At 57.1% G+C, this 23,941-nt stretch carries 19 protein-coding genes; 9 read left to right on the forward strand and 10 right to left on the reverse strand.

What is annotated here, in order from left to right:
* The first annotated feature begins 148 nt into the window (after positions 1-148).
* Both mepK and D7S44_RS02785 read left to right on the forward strand, forming a co-directional pair.
* Positions 149-697 carry a peptidoglycan L,D-endopeptidase MepK gene (gene mepK, locus D7S44_RS02780; RefSeq protein WP_120451826.1) on the forward strand — a complete coding sequence of 183 codons (549 nt, stop codon included), beginning with the start codon at positions 149-151 and terminating at the stop codon, positions 695-697.
* A gap of 39 nt (positions 698-736) precedes the next feature.
* On the forward strand, positions 737-1,366 hold the full coding sequence (locus D7S44_RS02785; protein ID WP_120451828.1) for an MBL fold metallo-hydrolase: 630 nt from the start codon (positions 737-739) through the stop codon (positions 1,364-1,366).
* A 94-nt stretch (positions 1,367-1,460) separates the two neighbouring features.
* Here D7S44_RS02785 and D7S44_RS02790 read toward each other — a convergent pair whose 3' ends face one another.
* The 4 genes from D7S44_RS02790 to pncB all read right to left on the reverse strand — a co-directional run bounded on the left by D7S44_RS02790 (position 1,461) and on the right by pncB (position 7,048).
* Positions 1,461-2,651 (reverse strand): amino acid aminotransferase, encoded by a 1,191-nt coding sequence (locus tag D7S44_RS02790; RefSeq protein WP_120451830.1) that lies wholly within the window; start codon positions 2,649-2,651, stop codon positions 1,461-1,463.
* Positions 2,652-2,872: 221 nt separating this feature from the next.
* Positions 2,873-3,982 (reverse strand): porin OmpF, encoded by a 1,110-nt coding sequence (gene ompF / locus D7S44_RS02795; protein ID WP_271152133.1) that lies wholly within the window; start codon positions 3,980-3,982, stop codon positions 2,873-2,875.
* Positions 3,983-4,283: 301 nt separating this feature from the next.
* Complete coding sequence (asnS, locus tag D7S44_RS02805; RefSeq protein WP_120451835.1) at positions 4,284-5,684, reverse strand: asparagine--tRNA ligase; 1,401 nt, start codon at positions 5,682-5,684, stop codon at positions 4,284-4,286.
* Between the two features lie 158 nt (positions 5,685-5,842).
* A complete protein-coding gene (gene pncB, locus D7S44_RS02810; protein ID WP_120452852.1) occupies positions 5,843-7,048 on the reverse strand; it encodes a nicotinate phosphoribosyltransferase in 1,206 nt (401 codons plus the stop codon).
* Between the two features lie 241 nt (positions 7,049-7,289).
* On the opposite strand from pncB, the gene pepN reads away from it, so the two are divergent.
* Complete coding sequence (gene pepN / locus D7S44_RS02815; protein ID WP_120451837.1) at positions 7,290-9,905, forward strand: aminopeptidase N; 2,616 nt, start codon at positions 7,290-7,292, stop codon at positions 9,903-9,905.
* A gap of 50 nt (positions 9,906-9,955) precedes the next feature.
* Here pepN and ssuB read toward each other — a convergent pair whose 3' ends face one another.
* Genes ssuB through ssuE form a run of 5 tightly spaced genes read right to left on the reverse strand, consistent with a single transcriptional unit; the run spans position 9,956 to position 14,210 of the window.
* Positions 9,956-10,744: an aliphatic sulfonates ABC transporter ATP-binding protein gene (gene ssuB / locus D7S44_RS02820; RefSeq protein ID WP_120451839.1), complete on the reverse strand. Its 789-nt coding sequence runs from the start codon at positions 10,742-10,744 to the stop codon at positions 9,956-9,958.
* On the reverse strand, positions 10,741-11,532 hold the full coding sequence (gene ssuC / locus D7S44_RS02825; protein WP_120451841.1) for an aliphatic sulfonate ABC transporter permease SsuC: 792 nt from the start codon (positions 11,530-11,532) through the stop codon (positions 10,741-10,743). Before ssuC ends, ssuB begins: the two co-directional genes overlap by 4 nt.
* A 10-nt stretch (positions 11,533-11,542) precedes the next feature.
* Entirely contained in the window at positions 11,543-12,688 is a 1,146-nt protein-coding gene (ssuD, locus tag D7S44_RS02830) for an FMNH2-dependent alkanesulfonate monooxygenase (RefSeq protein ID WP_120451843.1), read from the reverse strand.
* A gap of 14 nt (positions 12,689-12,702) precedes the next feature.
* Entirely contained in the window at positions 12,703-13,644 is a 942-nt protein-coding gene (locus D7S44_RS02835; RefSeq protein ID WP_120451845.1) for a sulfonate ABC transporter substrate-binding protein, read from the reverse strand.
* Between the two features lie 14 nt (positions 13,645-13,658).
* A complete protein-coding gene (ssuE, locus tag D7S44_RS02840) occupies positions 13,659-14,210 on the reverse strand; it encodes an NADPH-dependent FMN reductase (RefSeq protein WP_120451847.1) in 552 nt (183 codons plus the stop codon).
* A gap of 775 nt (positions 14,211-14,985) precedes the next feature.
* Here ssuE and D7S44_RS02845 point away from each other — a divergent pair.
* The 5 genes from D7S44_RS02845 to D7S44_RS02865 all read left to right on the forward strand — a co-directional run bounded on the left by D7S44_RS02845 (position 14,986) and on the right by D7S44_RS02865 (position 20,532).
* Positions 14,986-15,966, forward strand: a complete 981-nt coding sequence (locus D7S44_RS02845) for a glycosyltransferase family 2 protein (protein WP_120451849.1) — start codon at positions 14,986-14,988, stop codon at positions 15,964-15,966.
* A 209-nt stretch (positions 15,967-16,175) separates the two neighbouring features.
* Positions 16,176-17,702, forward strand: a complete 1,527-nt coding sequence (locus tag D7S44_RS02850; RefSeq protein ID WP_120451851.1) for a lipopolysaccharide biosynthesis protein — start codon at positions 16,176-16,178, stop codon at positions 17,700-17,702.
* Positions 17,699-18,706: a glycosyltransferase family 2 protein gene (locus tag D7S44_RS02855; protein ID WP_120451853.1), complete on the forward strand. Its 1,008-nt coding sequence runs from the start codon at positions 17,699-17,701 to the stop codon at positions 18,704-18,706. Before D7S44_RS02850 ends, D7S44_RS02855 begins: the two co-directional genes overlap by 4 nt.
* Positions 18,707-18,825: 119 nt before the next feature.
* On the forward strand, positions 18,826-19,836 hold the full coding sequence (gene pyrD / locus D7S44_RS02860) for a quinone-dependent dihydroorotate dehydrogenase (protein ID WP_120451855.1): 1,011 nt from the start codon (positions 18,826-18,828) through the stop codon (positions 19,834-19,836).
* A gap of 153 nt (positions 19,837-19,989) precedes the next feature.
* Positions 19,990-20,532: a cell division protein ZapC gene (locus tag D7S44_RS02865; protein WP_120451857.1), complete on the forward strand. Its 543-nt coding sequence runs from the start codon at positions 19,990-19,992 to the stop codon at positions 20,530-20,532.
* A 3-nt stretch (positions 20,533-20,535) separates the two neighbouring features.
* On the opposite strand, the gene D7S44_RS02870 is transcribed toward D7S44_RS02865, so the two are convergent.
* Entirely contained in the window at positions 20,536-21,645 is a 1,110-nt protein-coding gene (locus D7S44_RS02870; RefSeq protein ID WP_120451859.1) for a YcbX family protein, read from the reverse strand.
* A gap of 178 nt (positions 21,646-21,823) precedes the next feature.
* Here D7S44_RS02870 and rlmKL point away from each other — a divergent pair, with 178 nt between their 5' ends.
* Positions 21,824-23,938 (forward strand): bifunctional 23S rRNA (guanine(2069)-N(7))-methyltransferase RlmK/23S rRNA (guanine(2445)-N(2))-methyltransferase RlmL, encoded by a 2,115-nt coding sequence (gene rlmKL / locus D7S44_RS02875; protein ID WP_120451861.1) that lies wholly within the window; start codon positions 21,824-21,826, stop codon positions 23,936-23,938.
* Positions 23,939-23,941 lie beyond the last annotated feature (3 nt).

Below are 23,941 nucleotides of genomic sequence, written 5' to 3' on the forward strand. Positions count from 1 at the left end.
CGATAAGGATTCCACAACGGCGATCCCACCCGGGGTCGCCGTCCAAACTTCTCCACGGCGGGTTGACGGGACCTGGACGGACGGTTATGGTTCGGCCTTGTGCGGTTTTTGCACATTTCGATGGCTTCAACTCAGGTAACCGTTTTTCATGTCCAGTTTTAATTTAACACGTCGCAAATTGCTTCTTGGCGGAACGGCTGCGGCCGGGATGGCGCTCCTGCCCAACGCAGCTATGGCCTCGCTTTCAACGTCACGTCCTCGCGAACTGACGCTGAGCAATCTTCACACCGGTGAAACCCTTAAAACTGAGTTTTTTAACGGGAAAAGCTACGATAAGAGCGAGCTGGCTCGCCTGAACCACTTTTTCCGTGATTATCGCGCCAATCTGACTAAAAGCATCGATCCCCATCTGTTCGATCAGATTTACCGACTGCAGGCGTTGCTGGAAACCCGCAAGCCGATCCAGCTGGTCTCCGGCTACCGCTCGCTGGCGACCAACAATATGCTGCGTGAAAGCGGCCCGGGCGTAGCGAAGCACAGCTACCACACCAAAGGGCAGGCGATGGATTTCCATATTGAAGGCATCGCGCTGAATAACATCCGCAAAGCGGCCTTAACAATGCGCGCCGGTGGTGTAGGATATTATCCTCGCAGCAACTTCGTTCATATTGATACCGGGCCGGTACGGCACTGGTAATGACGCCGGCAACGCTGCGTGCGCCGGTCATGGAGCGTTATGAACTACCACATTATTCCTGTTACCGCCTTCGCGCAGAACTGTTCCGTTATCTGGTGTGAGGCGACGCGCGACGCCGCCCTGGTTGATCCCGGCGGCGATGCGGCTAACATCATTGGGACGCTCCAGCAGCTTAATCTTACGCCTGCGCAAATTTTACTGACGCACGGTCATCTGGATCATGTGGGCGCGGCGGCGGAGCTGGCAGCGCACTATCAGGTGCCCATTGTCGGGCCGCACAGGCTGGATGCCTTCTGGCTGGAAGCGTTGCCGACGCAGAGCCGGATGTTTGGTCTCGCGGAGTGCGCGCCATTTACGCCGGATCGCTGGCTGGAAGAGGGCGACAGGGTTCAGGTCGGCGAGGTTGAGCTGGAGATTCTGCATACGCCTGGCCACACGCCGGGTCATATCGTCTTCTTCGATCGGACGGGCCGTCTGCTGATCTCCGGCGACGTGATCTTCCACGGCGGCGTAGGACGTACGGACTTTCCACAGGGTAGTCATCAGGCGCTTATTGCATCAATTAACGATAAGCTGCTGCCGCTGGGCGACGACGTGACTTTTGTTCCTGGCCACGGTGCTGTTTCAACGCTGGGCCACGAGCGTATCAGCAATCCTTTTCTGCAATAAAACCTTTCTACCATAAAAAAATGGGCCGAAGCGGCCCATTCACGTAGCTGACACACTCACTGCGCGCGTTCCGCGCAAGCGTGGCTCGACGAGCTTACAGCACCGCCACAATCGCCTCGCACAGCGCCGACATATTATCCGGCGTCATGCCTGCAACGTTAACGCGGCCCGAATTAACCGCATAGACGGCAAACTCATCGCGCAGGCGGATCACCTGATCTTTGGTCAGGCCGCTAAAAGAGAACATGCCGTTCTGCTGGATAATAAAGCTGAAATCACGCGTTGCGCCTTTCTCCGCCAGGGTATTCACAAACAGCTGACGCATGCGCTGGATGCGCTGACGCATATCGGTCAGCTCCTGCTCCCAGATGGTACGCAGCGCCTGATTGCTGAGTATGGTCGCCACTACCGCCGCGCCATGCGCCGGCGGGTTGGAGTAGTTAGCGCGGATAGTGTATTTCACCTGGCTGAAGGCGGTCTCGGCCGTGGTAGCATCGGCGGCGACCAGGGTAATGGCACCTACGCGCTCATTATATAAGCCGAAGTTCTTGGAGTAAGAACTGGCGACGATCAGCTCCTGATGCGAGGCGGCGAAAATACGCAGGCCTTCTGCATCTTCATTCAGACCGCGAGCAAAGCCCTGATAGGCAAAGTCAAAGAGCGGCAGCCAGCCTTTAGCCTGAGAGAGCTGCGCCAGCTGGCTCCACTGCTCTGCTGTGGGATCGATGCCGGTCGGGTTGTGGCAGCAGCCGTGGAACAGCACCACGTCGCCTGCTTTCGCCTCCTGCAGCGCGGCCAGCATGCCGTCGAAATCGAGCTGATGATTTTCCGCGTCGTAGTAAGCATATTCGCACACTTCAAGGCCAGCGGCGTTGAAGACGTTTTTATGGTTCGGCCAGCTGGGGTTGCTTACCCAGACGCGTTTTACGCTGGTCTGGGTAGCGAGAAAATCAGCCGCGACGCGCAGCGCGCCGGTGCCGCCTGGGGTCTGCGCGGTACGCGCGCGGCCAGCGGCAATCAGCGGATTCTCTGCGCCAAACAGCAGCTCCTGAGTGCAGCGCGCAAAATCGGCCAGGCCATCAATGCTGAGATAATTTTTAGTGGTTTCGTTTTCCAGCAGATACTGTTCGGCTTTCTTAACGCTGGTCAATACCGGCGTATTGCCGGTTTCATCTTTATAAACGCCGATGCCGAGGTTGATTTTGTGCGGGCGGTCGTCAGCGCGAAACAGATCGGCCAGCCCAAGAATTGGATCGGCAGGTGCCGCAGAGATAGATTCAAACATGAGTCGTGTCCAGTAGCGTGAACTTTAACGAAATGAGCCTTCAGGTTAACGTCAGCGCTGTGCATTGCCAACCGTTTACGCAAAAAATCGTCACTCAGCGGTGGTCATTCGGGATGCTTATGGCTGACAAGGGGAAAACGCTGTTTTACGGGGGATTTCAGGACGGGGAATTTCAGGCATAAAAAAACGGAGCCGAGGCTCCGTTTTTTGCGACAGGTAACTTAGAACTGGTAAACCAGGCCTACAGCTACGGTGTCGTCGGTGTTCAGACCCAGGCGGTTGTTGTCATCCAGCTGGTTGATCTGATAGTCAACGTAGGTCGACATGTTTTTGTTGAAGTAGTAGGTTGCGCCCACGTCGATGTATTTGATCAGGTCAGCATCGCCCACGCCTTCGATGTCTTTGCCTTTAGACTGTACGTAGCCGATAGAAGGACGCAGACCGAAGTCGAACTGATACTGTGCAACCAGCTCGAAGTTCTGTGCTTTGTTGGCAAAAGCGGTAGTAGAAGTGGTAGCGGTAGTCGCAAGTGCGAAAGGTGTAGAGTTGCGGGTCTCACCATACATCGCTGCCAGGTAAATATTGTTAGCGTCATATTTCAGAGCGGTTGCCCAGTTTTCAGCGCGTTTGCCCTGACCAACGATAGAGCCGTCTGGAGCCACAACGCCGGCAGCCTGCGAGTCAGTACGATCGCTGCTGCTGTATGCGCCAACGATACCAACACCGATTGGTGAGGTGTAAGAGGTTGACAGGCCCCAGCCGTCGCCGTTCGCGCGACGAATGTCGCTACGCTCGTTTTTGCCCTGATACTGAACCGCGAAGTCCCAGCCATCAACCAGGCCGAAGAAGTTTTTGTTGCGGTAGGTCAGCAGGCCGGTGCTACGACCGTTCATGAAGTTGTCTGAGTAACCAGAGTCGCCGCCGAATTCTGGCAGCATATCGGTCCAGCCGATAGCGTCGTACACAACGCCGTAGTTACGACCGTAGTCGATTGAGCCAGCGCTACCGAATTTCAGACCGGCAAAGCCCAGACGGGTTTTGTTGCCGTTCTGCGCGTCAGAAGAGCCTTCTGAGTTGTTTGCCTGAATGTTGTATTCCCACTGGCCGTAACCGGTCAGCTGGTCGTTAATCTGAGTTTCACCCTTGAAACCGAAGCGAACATAGGTCTGGTCGCCATCGTTGCTGTCGTTATCAGAGAAATAGTGCAGACCATCAACTTTACCGTACAGGTCCAGTTTATTGCCGTCTTTGTTGTAAACTTCTGCTGCGTTTGCTGCGCCGGCAGCTAACAGAGCAGGGATAACCACTGCAAGAATGTTGCGCTTCATCATTATTTATTACCCTCATTGGAGTTTATTCGGACACCTGCCACTGCCGTCAAGAAACCGTTACGGAACCCTGAGAGAAGTTTGGTGTCTTCCTGTGTCTGCACGCATCTTTCCATCCTGTAGCGGGATATGCCACTCTGAAAATGCTACTAAACTCGTAATCTGGTTTCTAAAAGCAAATTTGTATTGCAGGATGTAAATTTTCGGGAACTTTGTGAGAGAACTCAAAATTTACAAAAATAAAAAAAGGCCGACAGTGTCGGCCTCTTTATATATATGAATTTCTTATAATTAATCGTTAATTTTAGAAATTTGCATTACGCGGCGTGCGTGGGAAAGGGATAACGTCCCTTACATTTTGTACGCCAGTGACATAGGCGATTAAACGTTCAAAGCCTAAGCCGAAGCCAGAATGTGGCACCGTACCGTAACGACGCAGATCGCGATACCACCAGTAATCTTCTTTATTCAGGCCCATCTCTTCCAGGCGCGCGTCGAGGACGTCGAGACGCTCTTCACGCTGAGAGCCGCCGATAATTTCGCCGATGCCTGGCGCCAGTACATCCATCGCCGCCACGGTTTTATTATCGTCGTTAAGGCGCATATAGAACGCCTTAATGTCTTTCGGGTAGTTTTTCACCACCACCGGCGCTTTAAAGTGCTGCTCGGCCAGATAGCGCTCGTGCTCGGAAGAGAGGTCGATGCCCCAGGAAACCGGGTTTTCAAAGGTCTGTCCGCAGTTTTCCAGAATAGTAATGGCGTCGGTATAGTCGACCTGCGCGAAGTCAGTAGAAATAAAGCGCTCAAGGCGATCGACCGCCTCTTTGTCTACGCGTTCGGCAAAGAACGCCATATCGTCGGCGCGTTCGTCCAGCACCGCTTTAAACACATATTTCAGCATCGCTTCTGCGAGCGCGGCGGCGTCATCCAGCGTGGCGAAGGCGATCTCCGGCTCCAGCATCCAGAACTCCGCCAGGTGACGGCTGGTGTTAGAGTTTTCGGCGCGGAAGGTTGGGCCGAAGGTATAGATCTTCGACAGCGCACAGGCGTAGGTTTCGCCGTTCAGCTGGCCGGAAACGGTCAGGAAGGCCTCTTTGCCAAAGAAATCTTCGTTGAAGTCTACATGGCCCTGCGGCGTGCGCGGCAGGTTTTCCAGATCCAGCGTCGAAACGCGGAACATCTCGCCGGCGCCTTCGGTATCCGAGGCGGTGATCAGCGGGGTAGAGACCCAGAAATAGCCGTTTTCATGAAAGAAGCGATGCAGCGCCTGCGCCAGGGTATGGCGTACGCGCGCGACGGCACCGATCAGATTGGTGCGCGGACGAAGATGCGCCACTTCGCGCAGGTACTCAATGCTGTGACGTTTCGCCGCCATCGGATAGGTATCGGGATCGTCCACCCAGCCGGTGACTTCCACGCGGGTCGCCTGGATCTCAAACGCCTGACCCTGACCCGGCGAGGCCACCACGGTGCCGGTAATAATCACGGAACAGCCGGTGGTGAGGCGCAGAACGTCATCCTGATAATTATTCAGAGAATTATTCACAACGGCCTGAACGGGATTAAAGCAGGAACCGTCATAAACGGCGACGAAGGAAAGACCGGCTTTTGAATCTCTTCGGGTACGCACCCAACCACGTACGGTGACTTCACTGTCAACCGCGACGCGACCGTGCAGTACGTCCGCTACAGGCACTACGCTCATAAATATCTCTCTATATAGAAGAAGTGAGTTTAAACAGTTCCCCAGACCGGGGTTTTGCTATGTTACTTGCGAGTCGCAAGGAAACAAGCAAAATCCGGCGGGACGGCAGATTTATTACAGCAGAAGCGGGGCGCGTCAACGCCCCGATAAAGCGGGGATTAGCTGGCTTTTTTCACCAGCGGCAGATCGAAGGCTTTGCGCAGGGCTCTGACGAAGGCTTGATCCTGACAAATCGTTTTGCCTGGACTGTCGGAGAGTTTCGCCACCGGCTTGCCGTTACATTCCACCAGTTTGATAACGATATTAAGCGGCGTGACACCGGGAATATCGCAGGTCAGGCGCGTGCCGATGCCAAACACCACGCCGGCGCGCTGGCCAAAGTGGCGATAGAGCGCCAGCGCCTTATCCAGAGTAAGGTTGTCAGAGAAAACCAGCGTTTTGCTGTGCGGATCAATGCCCAGCTTTTCATAATGGGCCAGCGCTTTTTCGCCCCACTCGACGGGATCGCCCGAATCGTGGCGCAGCCCCTGATAGCGGCTGGCGAAATTAACGCCGAAGTCGCGCAGGAAAGCGTCCATGGCGATACAGTCGGTAAGCGCGATGCCAAGCTGGCCGTCATATTCGTCGAGCCACGCCTGCAGCGCCGCGCGCTGGCTGTTGGCCAGCACCGGGCTGATCTGCTGAAAGGCCTGAAACCACTCGTGCGCCTGGGTGCCGACCGGCGTCAGCTCCAGGCGGCGCGCCAGATCGTAGTTGCTGGTGCCGATAAGCCAGGGAAAATCCTGCTTCAGCGTGGCGACGATGGCGTGCTGCACATCGCCAGAAAAACGGCGACGCGTGCCGAAATCCATCAGACGAAAGCGCGACATATCGATATCGGCAACCTCGCGGCGAAAAGCGCTCAGCTTCTGCTGCAGATGATCGACCGCCTGTTGCGCGCCGGTATGCGGCGAACGGTGGCGGTGCACCACCTCGCTGATCAGCGCCAGCAGCGGCACCTCCCATAAGATGACTTCGCGCCAGGGGCCGGTGATACGGATATCAAGATGGCCGTCGCGGTTACGTACCTGCACCTGTTCGGGGTTGTAACGAAAATCGCGCAGCCAGTTAAGGTAGTCAGACTGGAAGAAGGGCAGGCTGGACAGATACGTATATTCGTCATCGGTCAGCGCAAGCGTCTGCATGGCGTTAACGGCCTCGCGAATCTCATTCGCATAGAGACCGAGCAGATCGTCGCCGCGGCAACGAAACTCAGCCGCCACCGTGACATCGTGGTAACGGTGAAAGACGGCTTGCTGCATATGAAGCTTGTAAGCGTCAGTATCCAGCAGTGAAGTCAGTATCGGGGAAGCATGTCCTGTCATGGTGCGTTTCAGCATCCTGTTCGGCGGCGCAGAGCCCGGTGTGTAAAAGTCATAAAGACGCAGGAGTATAAATCAGTAACTGCGGCTGATCACAGCATATTTCAAGCCCGCAGGTCGAGGGTAAAACGTGCCGTTGTTAATGAATTGTAGCTATTTATGGCGAGACATGCATTGTACATGGCAAGCTAAAGGCAACGCGCTTAGACTTTGGCGGTAAACCTATAACAATGCGAGACGGAATATGACGCAACAGCCCCAAATTAAATATCGCCACGACTATCGTGCGCCGGATTACACCATCACCGATATCGATCTGACCTTTGCGCTCGACGCCGCCACGACGCGCGTCACCGCAATCAGCCAGGTTAAACGGCTCGGCGATGCGCAGGCTGAGCTGCGTCTTGATGGCGAAGCGTTGACCCTGATTTCCATTGAAGTGGACGGCTCGCCCTGGAGCGCCTGGCGCCAGGAAGAGGGCGCGCTGGTGCTGAGTCAGCTGCCGGCCCAGTTCCAGCTTAAGATCGTCAACGATATTCATCCCGATAAAAACACCGCGCTGGAAGGGCTTTACCAGTCTGGCGAAGCGCTCTGCACCCAGTGCGAAGCCGAAGGCTTCCGTCATATTACCTGGTATCTGGATCGCCCTGACGTGCTGGCGCGCTTCACCACGACCATTATCGCCGACGAGGCGCGCTATCCTTACCTGCTCTCTAACGGCAACCGCATCGACGGCGGCAAAACAGAGCAGGGCAAGCACTGGGTAAAATGGCAGGATCCCTTCCCGAAACCCTGTTATCTCTTTGCGCTGGTGGCGGGTGATTTCGACGTGCTGCGCGACAGCTTTAAAACCCGTTCCGGCCGCGACGTCGCGCTGGAGATCTTTGTCGACCGCGGCAATCTGGATCGCGCCGACTGGGCGATGACCTCGCTGAAGAACAGCATGAAGTGGGACGAGGAGCGTTTCGGCCTGGAGTATGACCTCGACATCTTTATGATCGTCGCCGTCGATTTCTTCAATATGGGCGCGATGGAGAACAAAGGCCTGAACGTCTTTAACTCCAAATATGTGCTGGCGAAGGCGGAAACCGCGACCGACAAAGACTACCTCGGCATTGAAGCGGTCATTGGCCACGAATATTTCCATAACTGGACCGGCAACCGCGTCACCTGCCGCGACTGGTTCCAGCTCAGCCTGAAAGAGGGCTTGACCGTGTTCCGCGATCAGGAGTTCAGCTCCGATCTCGGCTCGCGCGCGGTCAACCGCATCGATAACGTACGCGTGATGCGCGGCGCACAGTTCGCCGAAGATGCCAGCCCGATGGCGCACCCGATCCGCCCGGATCAGGTCATGGAGATGAATAACTTCTATACCCTGACCGTGTACGAAAAGGGATCGGAAGTGATCCGCATGATGCATACGCTGCTCGGCGAGGAGAATTTCCAGAAAGGGATGCAGCTCTATTTTGAGCGCCACGACGGCAGCGCGGCGACCTGTGACGACTTTGTGCAGGCGATGGAGGATGCTTCCAACGTCGATCTGTCGCAGTTCCGCCGCTGGTACAGCCAGAGCGGCACCCCGGTGCTGACGGTACGCGACGACTATAACCCAGAGCTGGAGCAGTACACGCTGCATGTCACGCAGCACACGCCGCCGACCGCCGATCAGAAAGAGAAGCTGCCGCTGCATATTCCGCTTGATATCGAACTCTACGACAACGAAGGCAAGGTGATCCCGCTGCAGCATAACGGCCATCCGGTGCACCACGTTCTCAACGTGACCGAAGAGTTCCAGACCTTTATCTTCGATAACGTCTACTTCCAGCCGGTGCCGTCGCTGCTGCGTGAATTCTCTGCGCCGGTGAAGCTGGACTATAAGTGGAGCGACGCCCAGCTGACCTACCTGATGCGCCATGCGCGCAACGACTTCGCGCGCTGGGATGCGGCGCAAAGCCTGCTGGCAACCTATATTCGCCTTAACGTGGCGCGCCATCAGCAGGGTCAGCCGCTGTCGCTGCCGCTGCACGTCGCTGACGCCTTCCGTGCGGTTCTGCTGGACGAAGGCCGCGATCCGGCGCTGACTGCGCTGATCCTGACGCTGCCGAGCGAGAATGAGATCGCCGAGCTGTTTGAGGTGATCGATCCGCAGGCGATCGCCACGGTGCGCGAAGCGCTGCTGCGCACGCTGGCTACCGAACTGGCGGACGAATTCTTCGCCGTTTACAACGCCAATCAGCAAAGCGAATACCGCATTGAGCACGACGCGATGGGACAGCGCGCCCTGAAGAATATCTGTCTGAGCTATCTGGCGTTCGGTGACGTTGAGCTGGCGGATAAGCTGGTACAGACGCAGTACCATCAGGCGAATAATATGACGGACGCGCTGGCGGCGCTGGCGGCTTCGGTCGCGGCTCAGCTGCCGTGCCGCGACGCGCTGCTGGCGCACTATGACGAGCGCTGGCATCGGGATGGTCTGGTGATGGACAAGTGGTTTATGTTGCAGGCCACCAGCCCGTCGCTGGATGCGCTGTCAAAAGTGCGCGAGCTGCTGCATCACCGTTCGTTCACCATGAGCAACCCTAACCGCATCCGTGCGCTGATCGGTGCGTTCGCCTCCGGCAACCCGTCGGCGTTCCACGCCAAAGATGGCAGCGGCTATCAGTTCCTGGTTGAGATGCTGACCGATCTCAATACCCGCAACCCGCAGGTGGCGGCGCGCATGATTGAGCCGCTGATCCGTCTGAAGCGTTACGACGCCGATCGCCAGGCGCTGATGCGTCAGGCGCTGGAAACGCTGAAAGGACTGGATAAGCTCTCAGGCGATCTCTATGAGAAGATCACCCGGGCGCTGAACGCGTAAACAGCAAAGGCGGGTAAATCCCGCCTTTTTGTTAGCCAGCCGTACTTACCTTAACGCTGGTGGGCGTAGCGCACCGGCTGATCGCCTTCGCTGCGGCGCATCACGCGATCCAGCACTTCCGCCTCCAGCTCCGCCAGCCTGACCGATCCGCGGCGACGCGGACGCGGCAAATCGACCAGTAAATCGAGCCCTATCTGACCCTCTTCGATCAGCAGCACGCGATCCGCCATCGCCACGGCTTCGCTGACGTCATGCGTCACCAGCAGCACGGTAAAGTGATGCTGTTGCCATAACGATTCGATTAGCCCCTGCATTTCGATACGCGTCAGCGCATCCAGCGCGCCGAGCGGCTCGTCGAGCAGCAGCAGACCTGGACGGTGAATCAACGCGCGCGCCAGCGCCACGCGCTGTTTCTGTCCGCCGGAAAGCGCGGCGGGCCATTCGTTCGCACGCTCCGCCAGCCCGACCGCCTCCAGCGCTTCAAGCGCCGCGCCGCGCCATCCGCGTCCTTTCAGCCCGAGGCCGACATTATCAATCACGCGCTTCCAGGGCAGCAGACGCGCATCCTGAAACATCAGGCGGGTGTCTTCGCGCGCCGTCTGCAGCGGCGCGTTGCCCGCCAGCAGCTCGCCCCGGGTGGTTTGCTCCAGCCCCGCCAGCAGGCGCAGCAGCGTACTCTTGCCGCAGCCGCTGCGGCCGACCACCGCGACAAACTGGCCGGAAGGAATATGCAGATCGATATTGTTCAGGATGGTGCGGTTGCCGTACTGCTTGCTGACGCCGTTGACGCCGACCGGCGTGCCGGCATTGAGCCGCGCCGGAGAGAGTGTATTGCTCATGCGTTCTCCTCCTTCAGTTGCCAGGCTGGATGCCAGCGCAGCCAGACGCGCTCCAGCAGCAGGGCGGCGACATCCGCCAGTTTGCCGAGCAGTGCGTAAAGAATAATGGCGACAACCACCACGTCGGTTTGCAGGAATTCACGGGCGTTCATCGCCAGATAACCGATGCCCGAGTTGGCGGAGATGGTCTCGGCGACGATCAGCGTCAGCCACATCAGGCCGAGCGCGAAACGCACGCCGACCATAATTGAGGGCAGGGCGCCAGGCAGGATCACCTGAATAAACAGGCTCCAGCCCGACAGGCCGTAGCTGCGCGCCATCTCCACCAGGCCGCGATCGATATTGCGGATGCCGTGGTAGGTATTCAGGTAGATCGGGAACAGCGTGCCAAGCGCCACCAGGAAGATCTTCGCCGCTTCGTCAATGCCGAACCAGAGGATCACCAGCGGGATCAGCGCCAGATGCGGCACGTTGCGCAGCATCTGCACCGAGGTATCCAGCAGCCGTTCGCCAAGACGTGAGGTGCCGGTGATCAATCCCAGAATCAGCCCGATAGAGCCGCCGATGCTGAAGCCGATCAGCGCGCGCCAGCCGCTAATGGCAAGGTGCTGCCACAGCTCGCCGCTGGCGGCCAGATTCCAGAACGTGATAACGATATTTTCCGGCGATGGCAGAATACGCGTCGAAAGCAGCCCGGTCTGGGAGGCAATTTGCCAGATCACCACCAGCAGCGCAGGGAAAATCCAGGGCACCAGCTGATTGGTAATGCGTTTGGTGGTTTTCGCCATCATCTCTTCCTCAGCTCTGCGATACTTTCTGCGGGCGGAAATCGTTGGCGACGGTTTCGCCAAACGCCTGAACGTCGCGCGGTTGCGGGATCGACGGCACGTTCAGATCCAGATGCGGGAAGAGCAGCTCGCCGACGCGATACGCCTCTTCCAGATGCGGATAGCCTGACAGGATAAAGGTCTCAATGCCGAGATCGGCATACTCCTGCATGCGCGCGGCAACGGTCGGGCCGTCGCCAACTAATGCCGTACCTGCGCCGCCGCGCACCAGACCCACGCCCGCCCACAGGTTCGGACTAATCTCCAGCCGATCGCGACGTCCGCCGTGCAGCGCCGCCATGCGCTGCTGGCCGACCGAATCGGTACGGGCAAACGCGGCCTGCGCTTTCGCGATGGTGGCGTCGTCCAGATGGGCGATCAGACGGTCGGCGGCGCGCCAGGCCTCTTCATTGCTCTCGCGGACAATCACATGCAGACGAATGCCGAAGCGTACCTTGCGGCCCTGTGCTTCCGCTTTGGCGCGTACCTGGTCGATTTTCTCTTTAACCAGTGCAGGTGGTTCGCCCCAGGTCAGATAGACATCGACCTGCTCGGCGGCCAGATCCTGCGCCGGTTCGGACGAGCCGCCGAACCAGAGCGGTGGCCGCGGCTGCTGTACCGGGTCGAACAGCAGACGCGCGCCGCGCACGTTGACATACTTTCCGGCGTAATCAACCGTTTCGCCTTGCAGTACGCGACGCCAGACGCGGGTAAATTCCGCCGACTCTACATAGCGCTCATGGTGATCCAGAAACAGACCGTCACCTGCCAGCTCTTCCGGATCGCCGCCGGTGACCAGATTGAACAGCGCACGGCCATTGGAGAGGCGATCCAGCGTCGCAGCCTGGCGCGCCGCCTGTGTAGGTGAAATCACGCCGGGACGCAGCGCCACCAGAAAGCGCAGGCGCTGCGTGACCGGGATCAGCGAGGCGGCCACCAGCCAGGCGTCCTCGCAGGAACGGCCGGTCGGGATGAGTACGCCGCCGAAGCCCAGGCGATCGGCGGCCTGCGCAATCTGCTGCAAATAGCCATAGTCGACCGGACGTGCCCCTTCAGAGGTGCCAAGATAGTGTCCGTCGCCGTGCGTCGGGAGAAACCAGAATACGGATAAGCTCATTATTCACTCCTTACTTATGGGGCGCCGGGATGCCAGATGCGATCGGCAATCGTCAGTTTTACCGGCATCAGATGGCGGCTATAAAAGAGATCGGCGGTATGCTGCTGCGCCGCTGCGGTTTGCTCGCTGACCGGCGAAATGCGGGTCGGCGGACGATGATCGAGATAGCTGGCGATAACCGGTTTCGGCAGGCCCATGGCAGCCGCCAGTAGATCGATGCTCTGCTGGCGCTGACTGAGCGTCAGCGCATCGGCCTGGCTAAAGGTATCCAGCACCTGCTGAATGAACGCCCCGTTCTGTTCGGTGAACTTACGCGTCGCCAGATAGAAAGAGCCGGTCAGATTAAGTCCGCTGCCGTCGGCCAGCACGCGCACGTGGCCCTGCTGCAGCGCGGCGGAGTAGTAGGGGTCCCAGATAGCCCAGGCATCTACATCGCCCTGCTGAAAGGCGGCGCGCGCATCGGCGGGCGTCAGATAAACCGGCTGGATATCGCTAAAGCTCAGCCCTTCACGCTGCAGGGCGCGCAGCAGCAGGTTGTGCGAGCTGGACCCCTTCTGAAAGGCGACTTTTTTCCCTTTAAGATCGGCGACGCTTTTCAGCGGGCTGTTTTTCGCCACCAGAATCACTTCAGCCTGGGGTTTAGGCGGCTCCGATCCGACATAGAGCAGATCGGCGCCTGCCGCCTGGGCAAACAGCGGCGGAATATCGCCGGTACTGCCCAAATCGATACTGTCGACGTTCAACGCTTCCAGCATCTGCGGACCGGCAGGGAATTCGATCCACTGAATCCTGGTGTGAGGAAACCGCTGCTCCAGCAGCCGGTGCGATTTTGCCAGCACCATGCTGACGGAGCCTTTCTGGTAGCCGATGCGGATCTGCGCGGGGGCGTCCGCCGCCTGCGTCTGCAGGCTCAGCACAGCGAGGGCGGCAAGTAGCCAGCTGGTTATCCTTTTCATCCCGGTTCCTTTTCTTAAACAGCCTGAGCCAGAGGATTATGATGGCGACTTAACGCCAGCCAGAACGCCTCGACCGCCTCATCCAGCCGATGCGCCAGCGCCGCCTGCAGCTCCGGCTGACGGTCGTAATGGGTGATCTGATGGTCTTCGGCAAAGACGCCGTGCAGGATCTCCTGCGCCTTCAGGGCATTCAGCACCGGCTTCAGGGCATAATCGACCGCGAGCATATGGGCTACGCTGCCGCCGCTGGCGAGCGGCAGCACCACTTTGTGTTCCAGTGCGCGTTCTGGCAGGAGATCGAGCAACGTTTTCAGCGCGCCAGAGAAAGAAGCTTTATAAACCGGCGTGGCGACTATCACGCCATCAGCGGCGAGCAAATCCTGACGTAACGCCAGCAGCGCCGGGGCATCAAAGCGCGCGTTGATCAGATCGTCTGGCTCAAAGTTCTGAATATTCCAGGGGATCACCTCAACGCCACGCGCTTCCAGCGCGCGCTGGCACAGGGTAAGCAGCGAAGTCGAACGTGACGGGAAACGCGGGCTGCCAGCTAGCGTAATAACTCGCATCGTTACTCCTTATAACTGAAAGTTATTGATTAGCTATTGTTGAGAACTGATGGTCACATCCTGACAGAGCAGGGAGGAGGGCTTAAATGATTTATCCGGCAATCTAAAGGCGAAATATGCAAAACGGGTCGCTTTGCTCATAAAAGCTGCGGCAGGGGCGGGCAGGAGAGTTACGAATAGTCCTAAAAGGCTGCAACAGATCCAGATGGATAGTTTATAGCGACTAAACAAATAGCAGTAAAAGTATCTCTATTTTGCTTGTCGTGGAGGGTTTAATTACACACATCCTGCTGAGTAATAGAAAAATGGCCTTTGCCGGAACGCTGCATTTCGCTTGAGCGCAGTTCATTTTCGTAAAAGCCGCATTCAGCCTGGCTCAGGTGGGTCATTTATCGGAATATAGCTATGTCTGCGCACGCTGGTTATGATGAGTAATTTTCATTTAATAGTAATAAAATATTCATAATGAAACGCTTTGTGACCTTTTTTACTTTTATAAATAAAATGTGCAGCGCCAGAAGAGTTAAGCGACATAAAGTAACAGCCGCGCTTTTCACCAGATACTTTACCGCGCATGATAGGTCAGGCCAGGGTAAGGAATCTGAATAAAAGGCTGGCCCTGTTAATAGAAAAAATCTTCTGCCTATACTACTCAACCATGCAGAGTTTAGCTGTTTGCGCTTTTTATTAATATTTTTGCGCCATGCTTTAACGCAATTTTTACAAGTTGTGTAACGCTCGTGCCTTTTCTTTTAATCGACCCTGAGAAAGATGTATGGCAAAGACGCTGTTATCAGTCATTATTCCCACTTATAACGTGGAAAAATATATTGTCGAATGTGTCGACTCCTTGTTGCGTCAGGTTGACGCGCCGACTGAAATTATTATTGTTAACGACAGCTCCACTGACGGTACGCTGGCGCTGGTGCAGCAAAAATATGGTCACCAGCCGCAGGTTCGCATTATCACTACGCCTAACGGCGGCGCGGGCAAGGCGCGCGATACCGGCATCGAGGCCGCGCAAGGGGAGTTTCTTTTCTTCTGCGACCCGGACGATATCGTGCCGGAAGGCTTCGTTGCAGAGCTGCAGCAGGTGACGACCGCGCACCCCGACGTCGATCTCTTTTGCTTTAGTTCGCAAATGTTTGAAGATGGCCGGGAAAACGTCACCCGACCTAAAGTGCGTCACGATCAATTCGGCCTGCAGTCGCCGCAGCAGGTATTGTCGCGTCTGCTGAATAATGGCTCTTATACTTCCGCAGCCTGGAACTACGCGGTGAAAAAGAGCGTTGTCGAGCAACACAAACTGCGGTTTATCGATCGCGTGCATGAAGATCATAAATTCACGCTGTCGGTGTTTATTCACGCCACTCGCGCCTGGGTTAGCCAGCATGTTTACTATCGCCAGCGCGTGCGCAGCGGCTCCCTGACTAACAGCCGCAAAAATGATGACTATTTCCTGCAGCGCTACAACGCCTTTATTCAGACCTACGGCATTCTTAAGAATAATCTGGATAATTCGCCGCTGAAGGCGCAGCTGGAAAAAGCCTATTTAATGCACTCGTTCCGCCTGATGATTTACCTGTCGCTCTACAACGGCACGCCGGTACCGGAATATGTCATCAACGCCATTCGCTTTATGGGCGGCAAGTTTAAGCCAGATAACGCCAAAGAGTGGCTGCTTATAAATCGTCCGCGTATGTTCATCCTGCTGCAAAAATATAAAGTTACAAAAGAGCTGAAAAAAGCCGCCTGATTTTTTCACTCGCATTAGGTCGCCTGCTTACCTGGCTTTATTCATTGCGGGTAAATGTTATTTTATATACAAATTTATCCCGTATCAGGTCAGATTAAATCTGGCGCTCAGCGCCAGAGATAAATTTAAGACTATGTCTGGTAGGCAGGTCCGATGATGTGTGCCACGCTTGTGGCCTCCGAGAAAATTGCCCAGATACAATCATACATATGTCAATTAAACGTAACGCGATCGCCAATTATGTCGGTCAGATTTACCTGACGCTGTCAGGCATTCTGGTCGTGCCGCTTTATATTCAACATCTAGGGATGGAAGCTTACGGGTTAGTGGGTTTTTTCTCGATTCTGTTAACCTGGCTCCAGCTGCTCGACGCCGGCGTGTCGACGACCCTGATGCGCGAAGCGGCGCGCTATCGCGCCAACCAGGCTGAGTTTATCTGGTTTCCGGCGCTCTTTTCCGCCCTGTCGAAATTCTTCCTTATCTCCACGCTTATCCTGGTGGTGATTGGCTGGCTGGCAACGCCCTGGATCGCCCATAACTGGCTGGATGCGCGCCATCTGCCTTCTGCGGATGTCACCATCGCCGTCGCCATTATGGTGATCACCGCGGCTATCCGCTGGCGCACCAGCCCCTATCGCAGCGTCATTGTCGGCTTTGAGCATCAGGTGTGGCTTAACGGCGTCAACCTGATCATCGTGACGCTGCGTACCTTTGGCGCGGTACTGGTGATCCAGCTCTTTTCTAACCCGGTGCTGAGCTTCTTTATCTGGCAACTGGCGGTGTCGATAGTGGAAGCGGTCTGTCTGATTTCCAAATCCTATCAGCTGGTGCCCGCCGCCGCGCGCAAGCAGAAGCACGAAAATTTAAAGACGGTGTTAAAGCCGTTTATCCGCTTTGCGCTGAGCGCGGCGTTCGCCAGCGCTATCTGGACCTTTATTTCGCAAATTGACCGCCTGGTGCTGTCGAAAACGCTGCCGCTGAGCGCCTACGGCTCCTTTACCGTCGTCGCCACCGCCGCGACCGGCATTATTCTGCTCAGCAGCCCGATTATGCAGGCGATCGTGCCACGCATGACCGGCATCAAGACGCGTAAAGAGGGCGATGCTGAATCCCTGACGCTTTATCGCTATACGACTCAGGCGGTAGCGATCTTTATGGCGCCGCTCAGCATTACTATCGCTATGTTTGCTACGCCGCTGCTCTGGGCCTGGACGCAGAACGAGCAGGTCGTGACGGATATGTCGTTTGTGCTCAGCCTTTATGCGCTGGGAAGCGGCGTACAGGCGATTTGCGGTTTGCTTTACCATCTGCAATACGTCAACGGCAATCTTAAGCTGCACCTTAAGGGCTTCACCTGCTTCGCGGTGATCCTGGTCCCGCTGAATATCTGGGCGGCAATTCATTATGGCGCGCAGGGCACCGGCTGGCTGTGGCTGGGGCAGAACATTTTCTATCTGGCTGGCTGGGCATGGCTGGTGCACCGCCGCTTCGCGCCAGGCATTCACTTTACGTGGCTGACCCGCGACGTGCTGCTGATCTGGGCGGTCGCGGCGCTGATCGCCTGGCTCTGCACTTTCTTGCCCATCGAGTGGAACCAGAACCGCTGGCTCAATCTGCTGTGGCTTGGCCTGATCGGTCTGGTTAACCTTTCAGTTTGCTGTCTGCTGCACAGCATGGTGATTAAACGTCTGCTGCCTGCCCGAGCCAGGAGTTTTAACATTGAGGAAAGAGAATGAGCACACGGAACGCTGACAGCCGCGCTGCGACCATTTCCGTTATCGTACCGAACTGGAACTGCGCGCCATGGCTGCCGGAAGCGATCGATTCGCTGCTGGGGCAGTCCTCTCCGCCGGAGCAGGTCATCGTCATCGACGACGGTTCGACCGATGAGAGCATCGCCTTGCTTGAGGCGCTGGCCGCCCGGCATCCGCAGCTGACGTTGCTGCGCGGCGAACGCGGCGGGGTCAGCGCGGCGCGCACGAAAGGACTGGAAGTAGCTACCGGCGACTTTATCTACTTTATGGACGCCGACGATTTCGTCTCCAGCGATCTTTTCGCCGATTTCCGCCGCATGCTGGCGCAGCATCCAGAGATGGAGATGTTCTGCTTCGGCGCGCGTATGTTTACCGATAAACCGGTGGCGGAGCGCCAGTATGAGCAATTCCATCAGCGTCACGTCGACGGCGTCTGGCCAGGCGGCGCCGATACCCTGCGCAGCATGATCCCGCACCGCTCGGCGCATCGCGTATTGTGGAGCAGCATCCTCTCCCGCGACCTTATCGCGCGCACCGGCGTACAGTTTCTGCCGATTCAGAATCATGAAGACGCGCCCTATATGTTCGCGCTCTATATGTCGGCGCGGCAGATTGGTTTTACGCAGAAAAGCTATTACAACAAGCGCTTTATGCCGACCTCGCTGTCGCAGAGCAAGCCCACCTTCTCCTGGGTGGAGAACTACTATATCGCCCGGCGCAGCAGCGAAAGCTTTTTGCGCGAGCAGGGCTTGCCGCCAGAAGAGAAGCTGCTGGACACCTACTATCAGCCGGTGATGTACGGCTGCCTGATAGAGATCCGCAAAAACAATATTCCGGTGCCCGCCTCATGGCACCCGACTATCGATCAGCTGGTGCGCAAGGTGACGCGCGAAAGCAAACGCATCAAACTGCTCTGGTACTACCCGACGCTCTATAGCGGGCTGCAGGCGTGCCGTCGTCTGGCGCGTTATGCCAGCAAGCGCTGATCGCGATCAATATCTCGTCCCGTCAGTAATTTACTTTTGCGCCAGAGGCCTTTACCATTCTGGCGCACATTTTCCTGTGCACCCTGACAATTCATCGCTTCCGATCTCCAGGAGAGTGCATGCTTTATCCTATCGTCCGACCCGCGCTGTTTAAGCTCGATCCCGAGCGCGCTCATGAACTCACTTTTCAGCAGCTGCGTTTCATCAGCGGCACGCCGCTGGAAGCGCTGATCCGCCAGCGGCTTCCTTCCCGTCCGGTGACCTGCATGGGCTTACGGTTTGATAATGCGCTGGGGCTGGCGGCCGGACTGGATAAAAATGCAGAGTGCATCGACGCCTTCGGAGCGATGGGTTTCGGCTTTGTCGAAGTCGGCACCGTAACGCCGCGCGCCCAGGCGGGCAACGATAAACCGCGCATGTTTCGGCTGGTGGAAGCGGAAGGCATTATCAACCGCATGGGCTTTAATAATCTCGGCGTTGATCATCTGGTAGAGAATGTCAAAAAGGCGCGTTTCAAGGGTATCCTCGGCATTAATATCGGTAAAAATAAAGACACGGCAGTAGAAAATGGTAAAGAAGATTACCTGATCTGCATGGAGAAAGTTTATGCCCATGCCGGCTATATCGCGGTAAATATCTCCTCGCCTAATACGCCAGGATTGCGCACGCTGCAATATGGCGAGGCGCTGGACGATCTGCTGATCTCGATTAAAGCGAAACAGAAAGAGCTGGAGCAGCGTCATCTGAAATATGTGCCGGTGGCGGTAAAAATTGCGCCCGATCTTTCTGAAGAAGAATTAATACAAATTGCCGACAGCCTGGTGCGCCATAATATCGATGGCGTTATCGCGACCAATACCACGCTGGATCGCGCTCTGGTTAACGGGCTGAAATACAGCACGGAAACAGGCGGCCTGAGCGGTCGTCCGGTGCAGTCGCGCAGTACGGCGGTCATCAAGCGACTGGCGCAGGAGCTGAACGGCGCGCTGCCGATTATCGGCGTCGGCGGCATTGATTCATTAACTGCGGCGCGGGAAAAAATCGCCGCTGGCGCCGCGCTGGTGCAGATTTACTCCGGCTTTATTTATAAAGGGCCGGGATTAATAAAAGATATCGTGACCCATCTCTAAGACATTTCCCATAAAACAGCGCCGGGGGGTTTATTTCTCACTCCGGCTCGTTTATATTTTTTCCCTGTTGTGCGTATTTTCAGCTTTTTTCCCATAAGCGGGGCTTCGCTGAGTCTGTGCAGAGAAACGCGGCGGTTAATGACAAGGCAAATTATGAAAATCAAACCTGATGATAACTGGCGCTGGTATTTTGACGCCGACCATGACCGGATGATGCTGGATCTGGCTGACGGTATGCTTTTCCGCTCTCGTTTTACCCGAAAGATGTTGACGCCGGACGCCTTCAGTCAGACCGGCTTCAGCGTTGACGACGCCGCACTCTATTACACCTTTGAAGAACGCTGCCGCCAGAGCGCGCTAAGCGCGAATCAGCGCGCCGAGCTGACGCTCAACGCGCTGGTGGCGAAACGTTTTCTGAAGCCGCTGATGCCAAAAAGCTGGCACTTTACCGCCTGGACCTGCGTGCTGCAGCCTGAAGCCGGCGACATGGTGGAAGTAACGCTGGCGGACAACGGCGAGCAGGCGCGACTGCTGGCGGTAGAAAGCGGCGGCAACGCCACGCTCTGTCTGCTGGCGCAGCCTACGCTCACGCTGGCGGGCAAACAGATGGTGTTGGGCGACGCCATTAAAATCATGAACGACCGCCTGCTGCCGCACCACGCGGACAGCGCGCCGCGCTTCGCTTACGCGGTGTAACCCTTACACCAGTTCAATATCGCCAGCCGGAATACAGCTGCAGCTCAGAATAGTGCCGTCGTCGCGAATGGCGCTTTTCTTTAACGCCTTCACCTTGCCTGAAACCAGCGTCACCTTACAGCTGCCACATAAGCCCGCACGGCAGGAGTAGGGTATTTTAAATCCCTGCATCTCCAGCTGCTCCAGCAGCACCTGCTGGTTATCCCCCTGAAACGTCTGACCTTGCCAGGTAACAGTGACGTCTGCTTTGGTTTGCTGCTGTGGCTTAAGCGTTTCCACCACCGCACCTGCCCCATAGGCGCGCGGCGTATGGCGCGCCAGCACGTTTACCTCATCGCCGACGCGTACGATGCCGCTGCTGCGCGCAATTAAATTCAGGCCGAAGTCGATATCGCCGCTGTTATCCTGCGCGCTGCGGAAACCCTGCAGCGTTTTTAACGGCTCGCCGTCTGGATGTTTGCGGCCGCTTTCGGTGCCGACAGTGGTAAAGACGCAGCGGCTGCAGGGCTTGGGCACGTCAAATATGACGCTGCCAATCTGTACCGTCGCCCAGCTGTCTTCATCCCAGGCTGGCGCGCCGTTAACGATCAGATTGGCGCGAAACTGCTCGGCGCGCACGCTGGCCGGGCAGCGCTGCTGCAAATCCTGCAGCGAGGCGTTATTGACCAGCAGAAAGGGGTAGCCGTCGGCGAAGCCCAGCGGCACATCAGTAAAGTTTTTTACCCGACGCGACGGCTGCGGGCCAACCCAGCGCAGCTGCACCGGGCGCGGAAAAAAGGCGCTCAGCCAGGCGTTGATGGCATCGGGCGCAATGCGTGCGGTGAAATGGTTGCCCCATACTTCGGTCGGCTGTTCCTGCCCGACGAAATCGCTGAAGCGGATCATCGCCTGGCTGCCGTCGGGCGCCTGAAGCGAGAGGCCGTCGACCAGCAGTGCCGGGGTAAACCGCACCATCTCCGGGTACTGGCGCGCGGTAATAAAAGTGCCGTCCAGCGCCGTCACCATAAAAACACGGTCGAACGCCAGTCCGCTCTCCAGCACCTGCGCATGCGAGAGGTGGATACCGCGCATCGATTTAACCGGGTGAATAAACAGACGGGACAGCGTAAGCATGGTGATCTCCACAGAAACGGGCGGGCGCGGCAAAAGAAGCTAACTTTATGATACATGGCGTCGGGACGCTATAGCCTTGTTAACTGCCCGGTTGCAGTCGCGAGCGCGCTGCTTTCCAACAATGCCGCTTATTTAGGGTATAATGCGCAGCAATTTTCTCAAGAGTAATAGTGACGATATGAATTCTCTCTTTGCCAGTACGGCGCGTGGGCTCGAAGAGCTGTTGAAAAGTGAGCTGGACGCGCTGGGCGCGCAGGATCTGCAGGTGGTACAGGGAGGCGTTCATTTTGAAGCCGATGACCGTACGATGTATCAGAGCCTGCTGTGGAGCCGCCTGGCGTCGCGTATTTTGCTGCCGCTCGGCGAATTTGGCGTCTACAGCGATCTCGATCTCTACGTCGGCGTACAGAGCATCGACTGGACCGAACTGTTCGGCAGTCAGCATACCTTCGTGGTGCACTTCAGCGGCACCAACGAATCGATCCGCAACAGCCAGTTTGGCGCACTAAAGGTGAAGGACGCGATTGTCGACTCCTTCACCCGTCAGAAACTGCCGCGTCCCAATGTGGATCGCGAGCAGCCGGATATCCGCATCAACGTCTGGTTGAATAAAGATCGCGCCAGCATCGCGCTCGATTTGAGCGGCGATGCGCTGCATCAGCGCGGCTATCGCCAGCAGACCGGGCAGGCGCCGCTGAAAGAGAACCTGGCGGCGGCGATTGTACTGCGCTCCGGCTGGCAGCCGACCACGCCGCTGCTCGATCCTATGTGCGGCTCAGGCACGCTGCTGATCGAGGCGGCGCTGATCGCCTGCGATCGCGCGCCGGGCCTGCTGCGCAGCCGCTGGGGCTTTACCCACTGGCGGCAGCATAACGACGCGCTGTGGCGCGAGGTGAAAGGCGAGGCGCAGCAGCGCGCGCGTGCCGGCACCGCCGCCGCTCAGGCGCGTTTCTTCGGCTATGACAGCGACGGCCGCGTACTGGAATGGGCGCAGGCTAACGCACGCCGCGCCGGCGTCGCCGATCTCTTTACCTTTGCGCGTCAGGATGTTCTGCAGCTGAAAAACCCGCTGCCTGGCGAGCAGCACGGTACCGTGTTGAGTAACCCGCCTTACGGCGAGCGCCTGGAGAGCGAACCCGCGCTGATCGCTTTGCACAGCCAGCTCGGCCGTATTATGAAGCAGCACTTCGGCGGCTGGAAACTGTCGCTGTTCAGCGGGTCGCCTGAGCTGCTGAGCTGTCTGCAGCTGCGCGCAGAGCGTCAGTTTAAAGCGAAAAACGGCCCGATCGAATGCGTGCAGAAAAACTATCAGCTGGCGGAAACCAGCGGTGAAAACGGCGCGCAGATTGCCGAGGATTACGCTAACCGCCTGCGTAAGAACCTGAAGAAACTGGAAAAGTGGGCGCGCCAGGAGGGGATCGCATGTTATCGCCTCTATGACGCCGACCTGCCGGAATATAATGTGGCGGTCGATCGCTACGGCGAATGGGTGGTGGTGCAGGAGTACGCGCCGCCGAAAACCATCGACGCCGCTAAAGCGCGCCAGCGTCTGTTTGACGTGATCGGCGCGACGCTTAGCGTGCTGGAGCTGCCGGCTAACCGTCTGGTGCTGAAAACGCGCGAGCGGCAGAAAGGTAAAAATCAGTATCAGAAACTGGGCGAGAAGGGCGATTTCTTCGAGGTGCAGGAGTATAACGCGCGTCTGCTGGTCAACCTGACGGATTACCTTGATACCGGGCTGTTCCTCGATCACCGGATTGCGCGCCATATGCTGGGCAAAATGAGTAAGGATAAAGATTTCCTTAACCTCTTCTCCTATACCGGCACCGCCAGCGTGCATGCCGGGTTAGGTGGCGCACGCAGCACGACGACGGTAGATATGTCGCGTACCTATCTGGAGTGGGCCGAGCGCAACCTGCGCCTCAACGGGCTGACCGGTCGTCAGCACCGCCTGATGCAGGCCGACTGCCTGAGCTGGCTGCGCGAAAGCGACGAGACGTTCGATCTGATCTTTATCGATCCGCCGACCTTCTCTAACTCCAAACGTATGGAAGAGGACTTCGACGTGCAGCGCGATCACATTATGCTGATGCGCAACCTGAAACGCCTGCTGCGCGCGGGCGGCACCGTGATGTTCTCTAACAATAAACGCGGCTTTAAGATGGATCTTGAAGGGCTGGCGTCGCTGGGCCTGAAGGCGCAGGACATTACCCAGAAAACCCTGTCGCAGGATTTTGCCCGCAACCGTCAAATTCATAACTGCTGGCTGATTACTCACGCCGGTAAGGAATAAGTT

Origin of the sequence: Pantoea piersonii, assembly GCF_003612015.1 — a bacterium.
GTDB classification, from domain to species: domain Bacteria; phylum Pseudomonadota; class Gammaproteobacteria; order Enterobacterales; family Enterobacteriaceae; genus Pantoea; species Pantoea piersonii.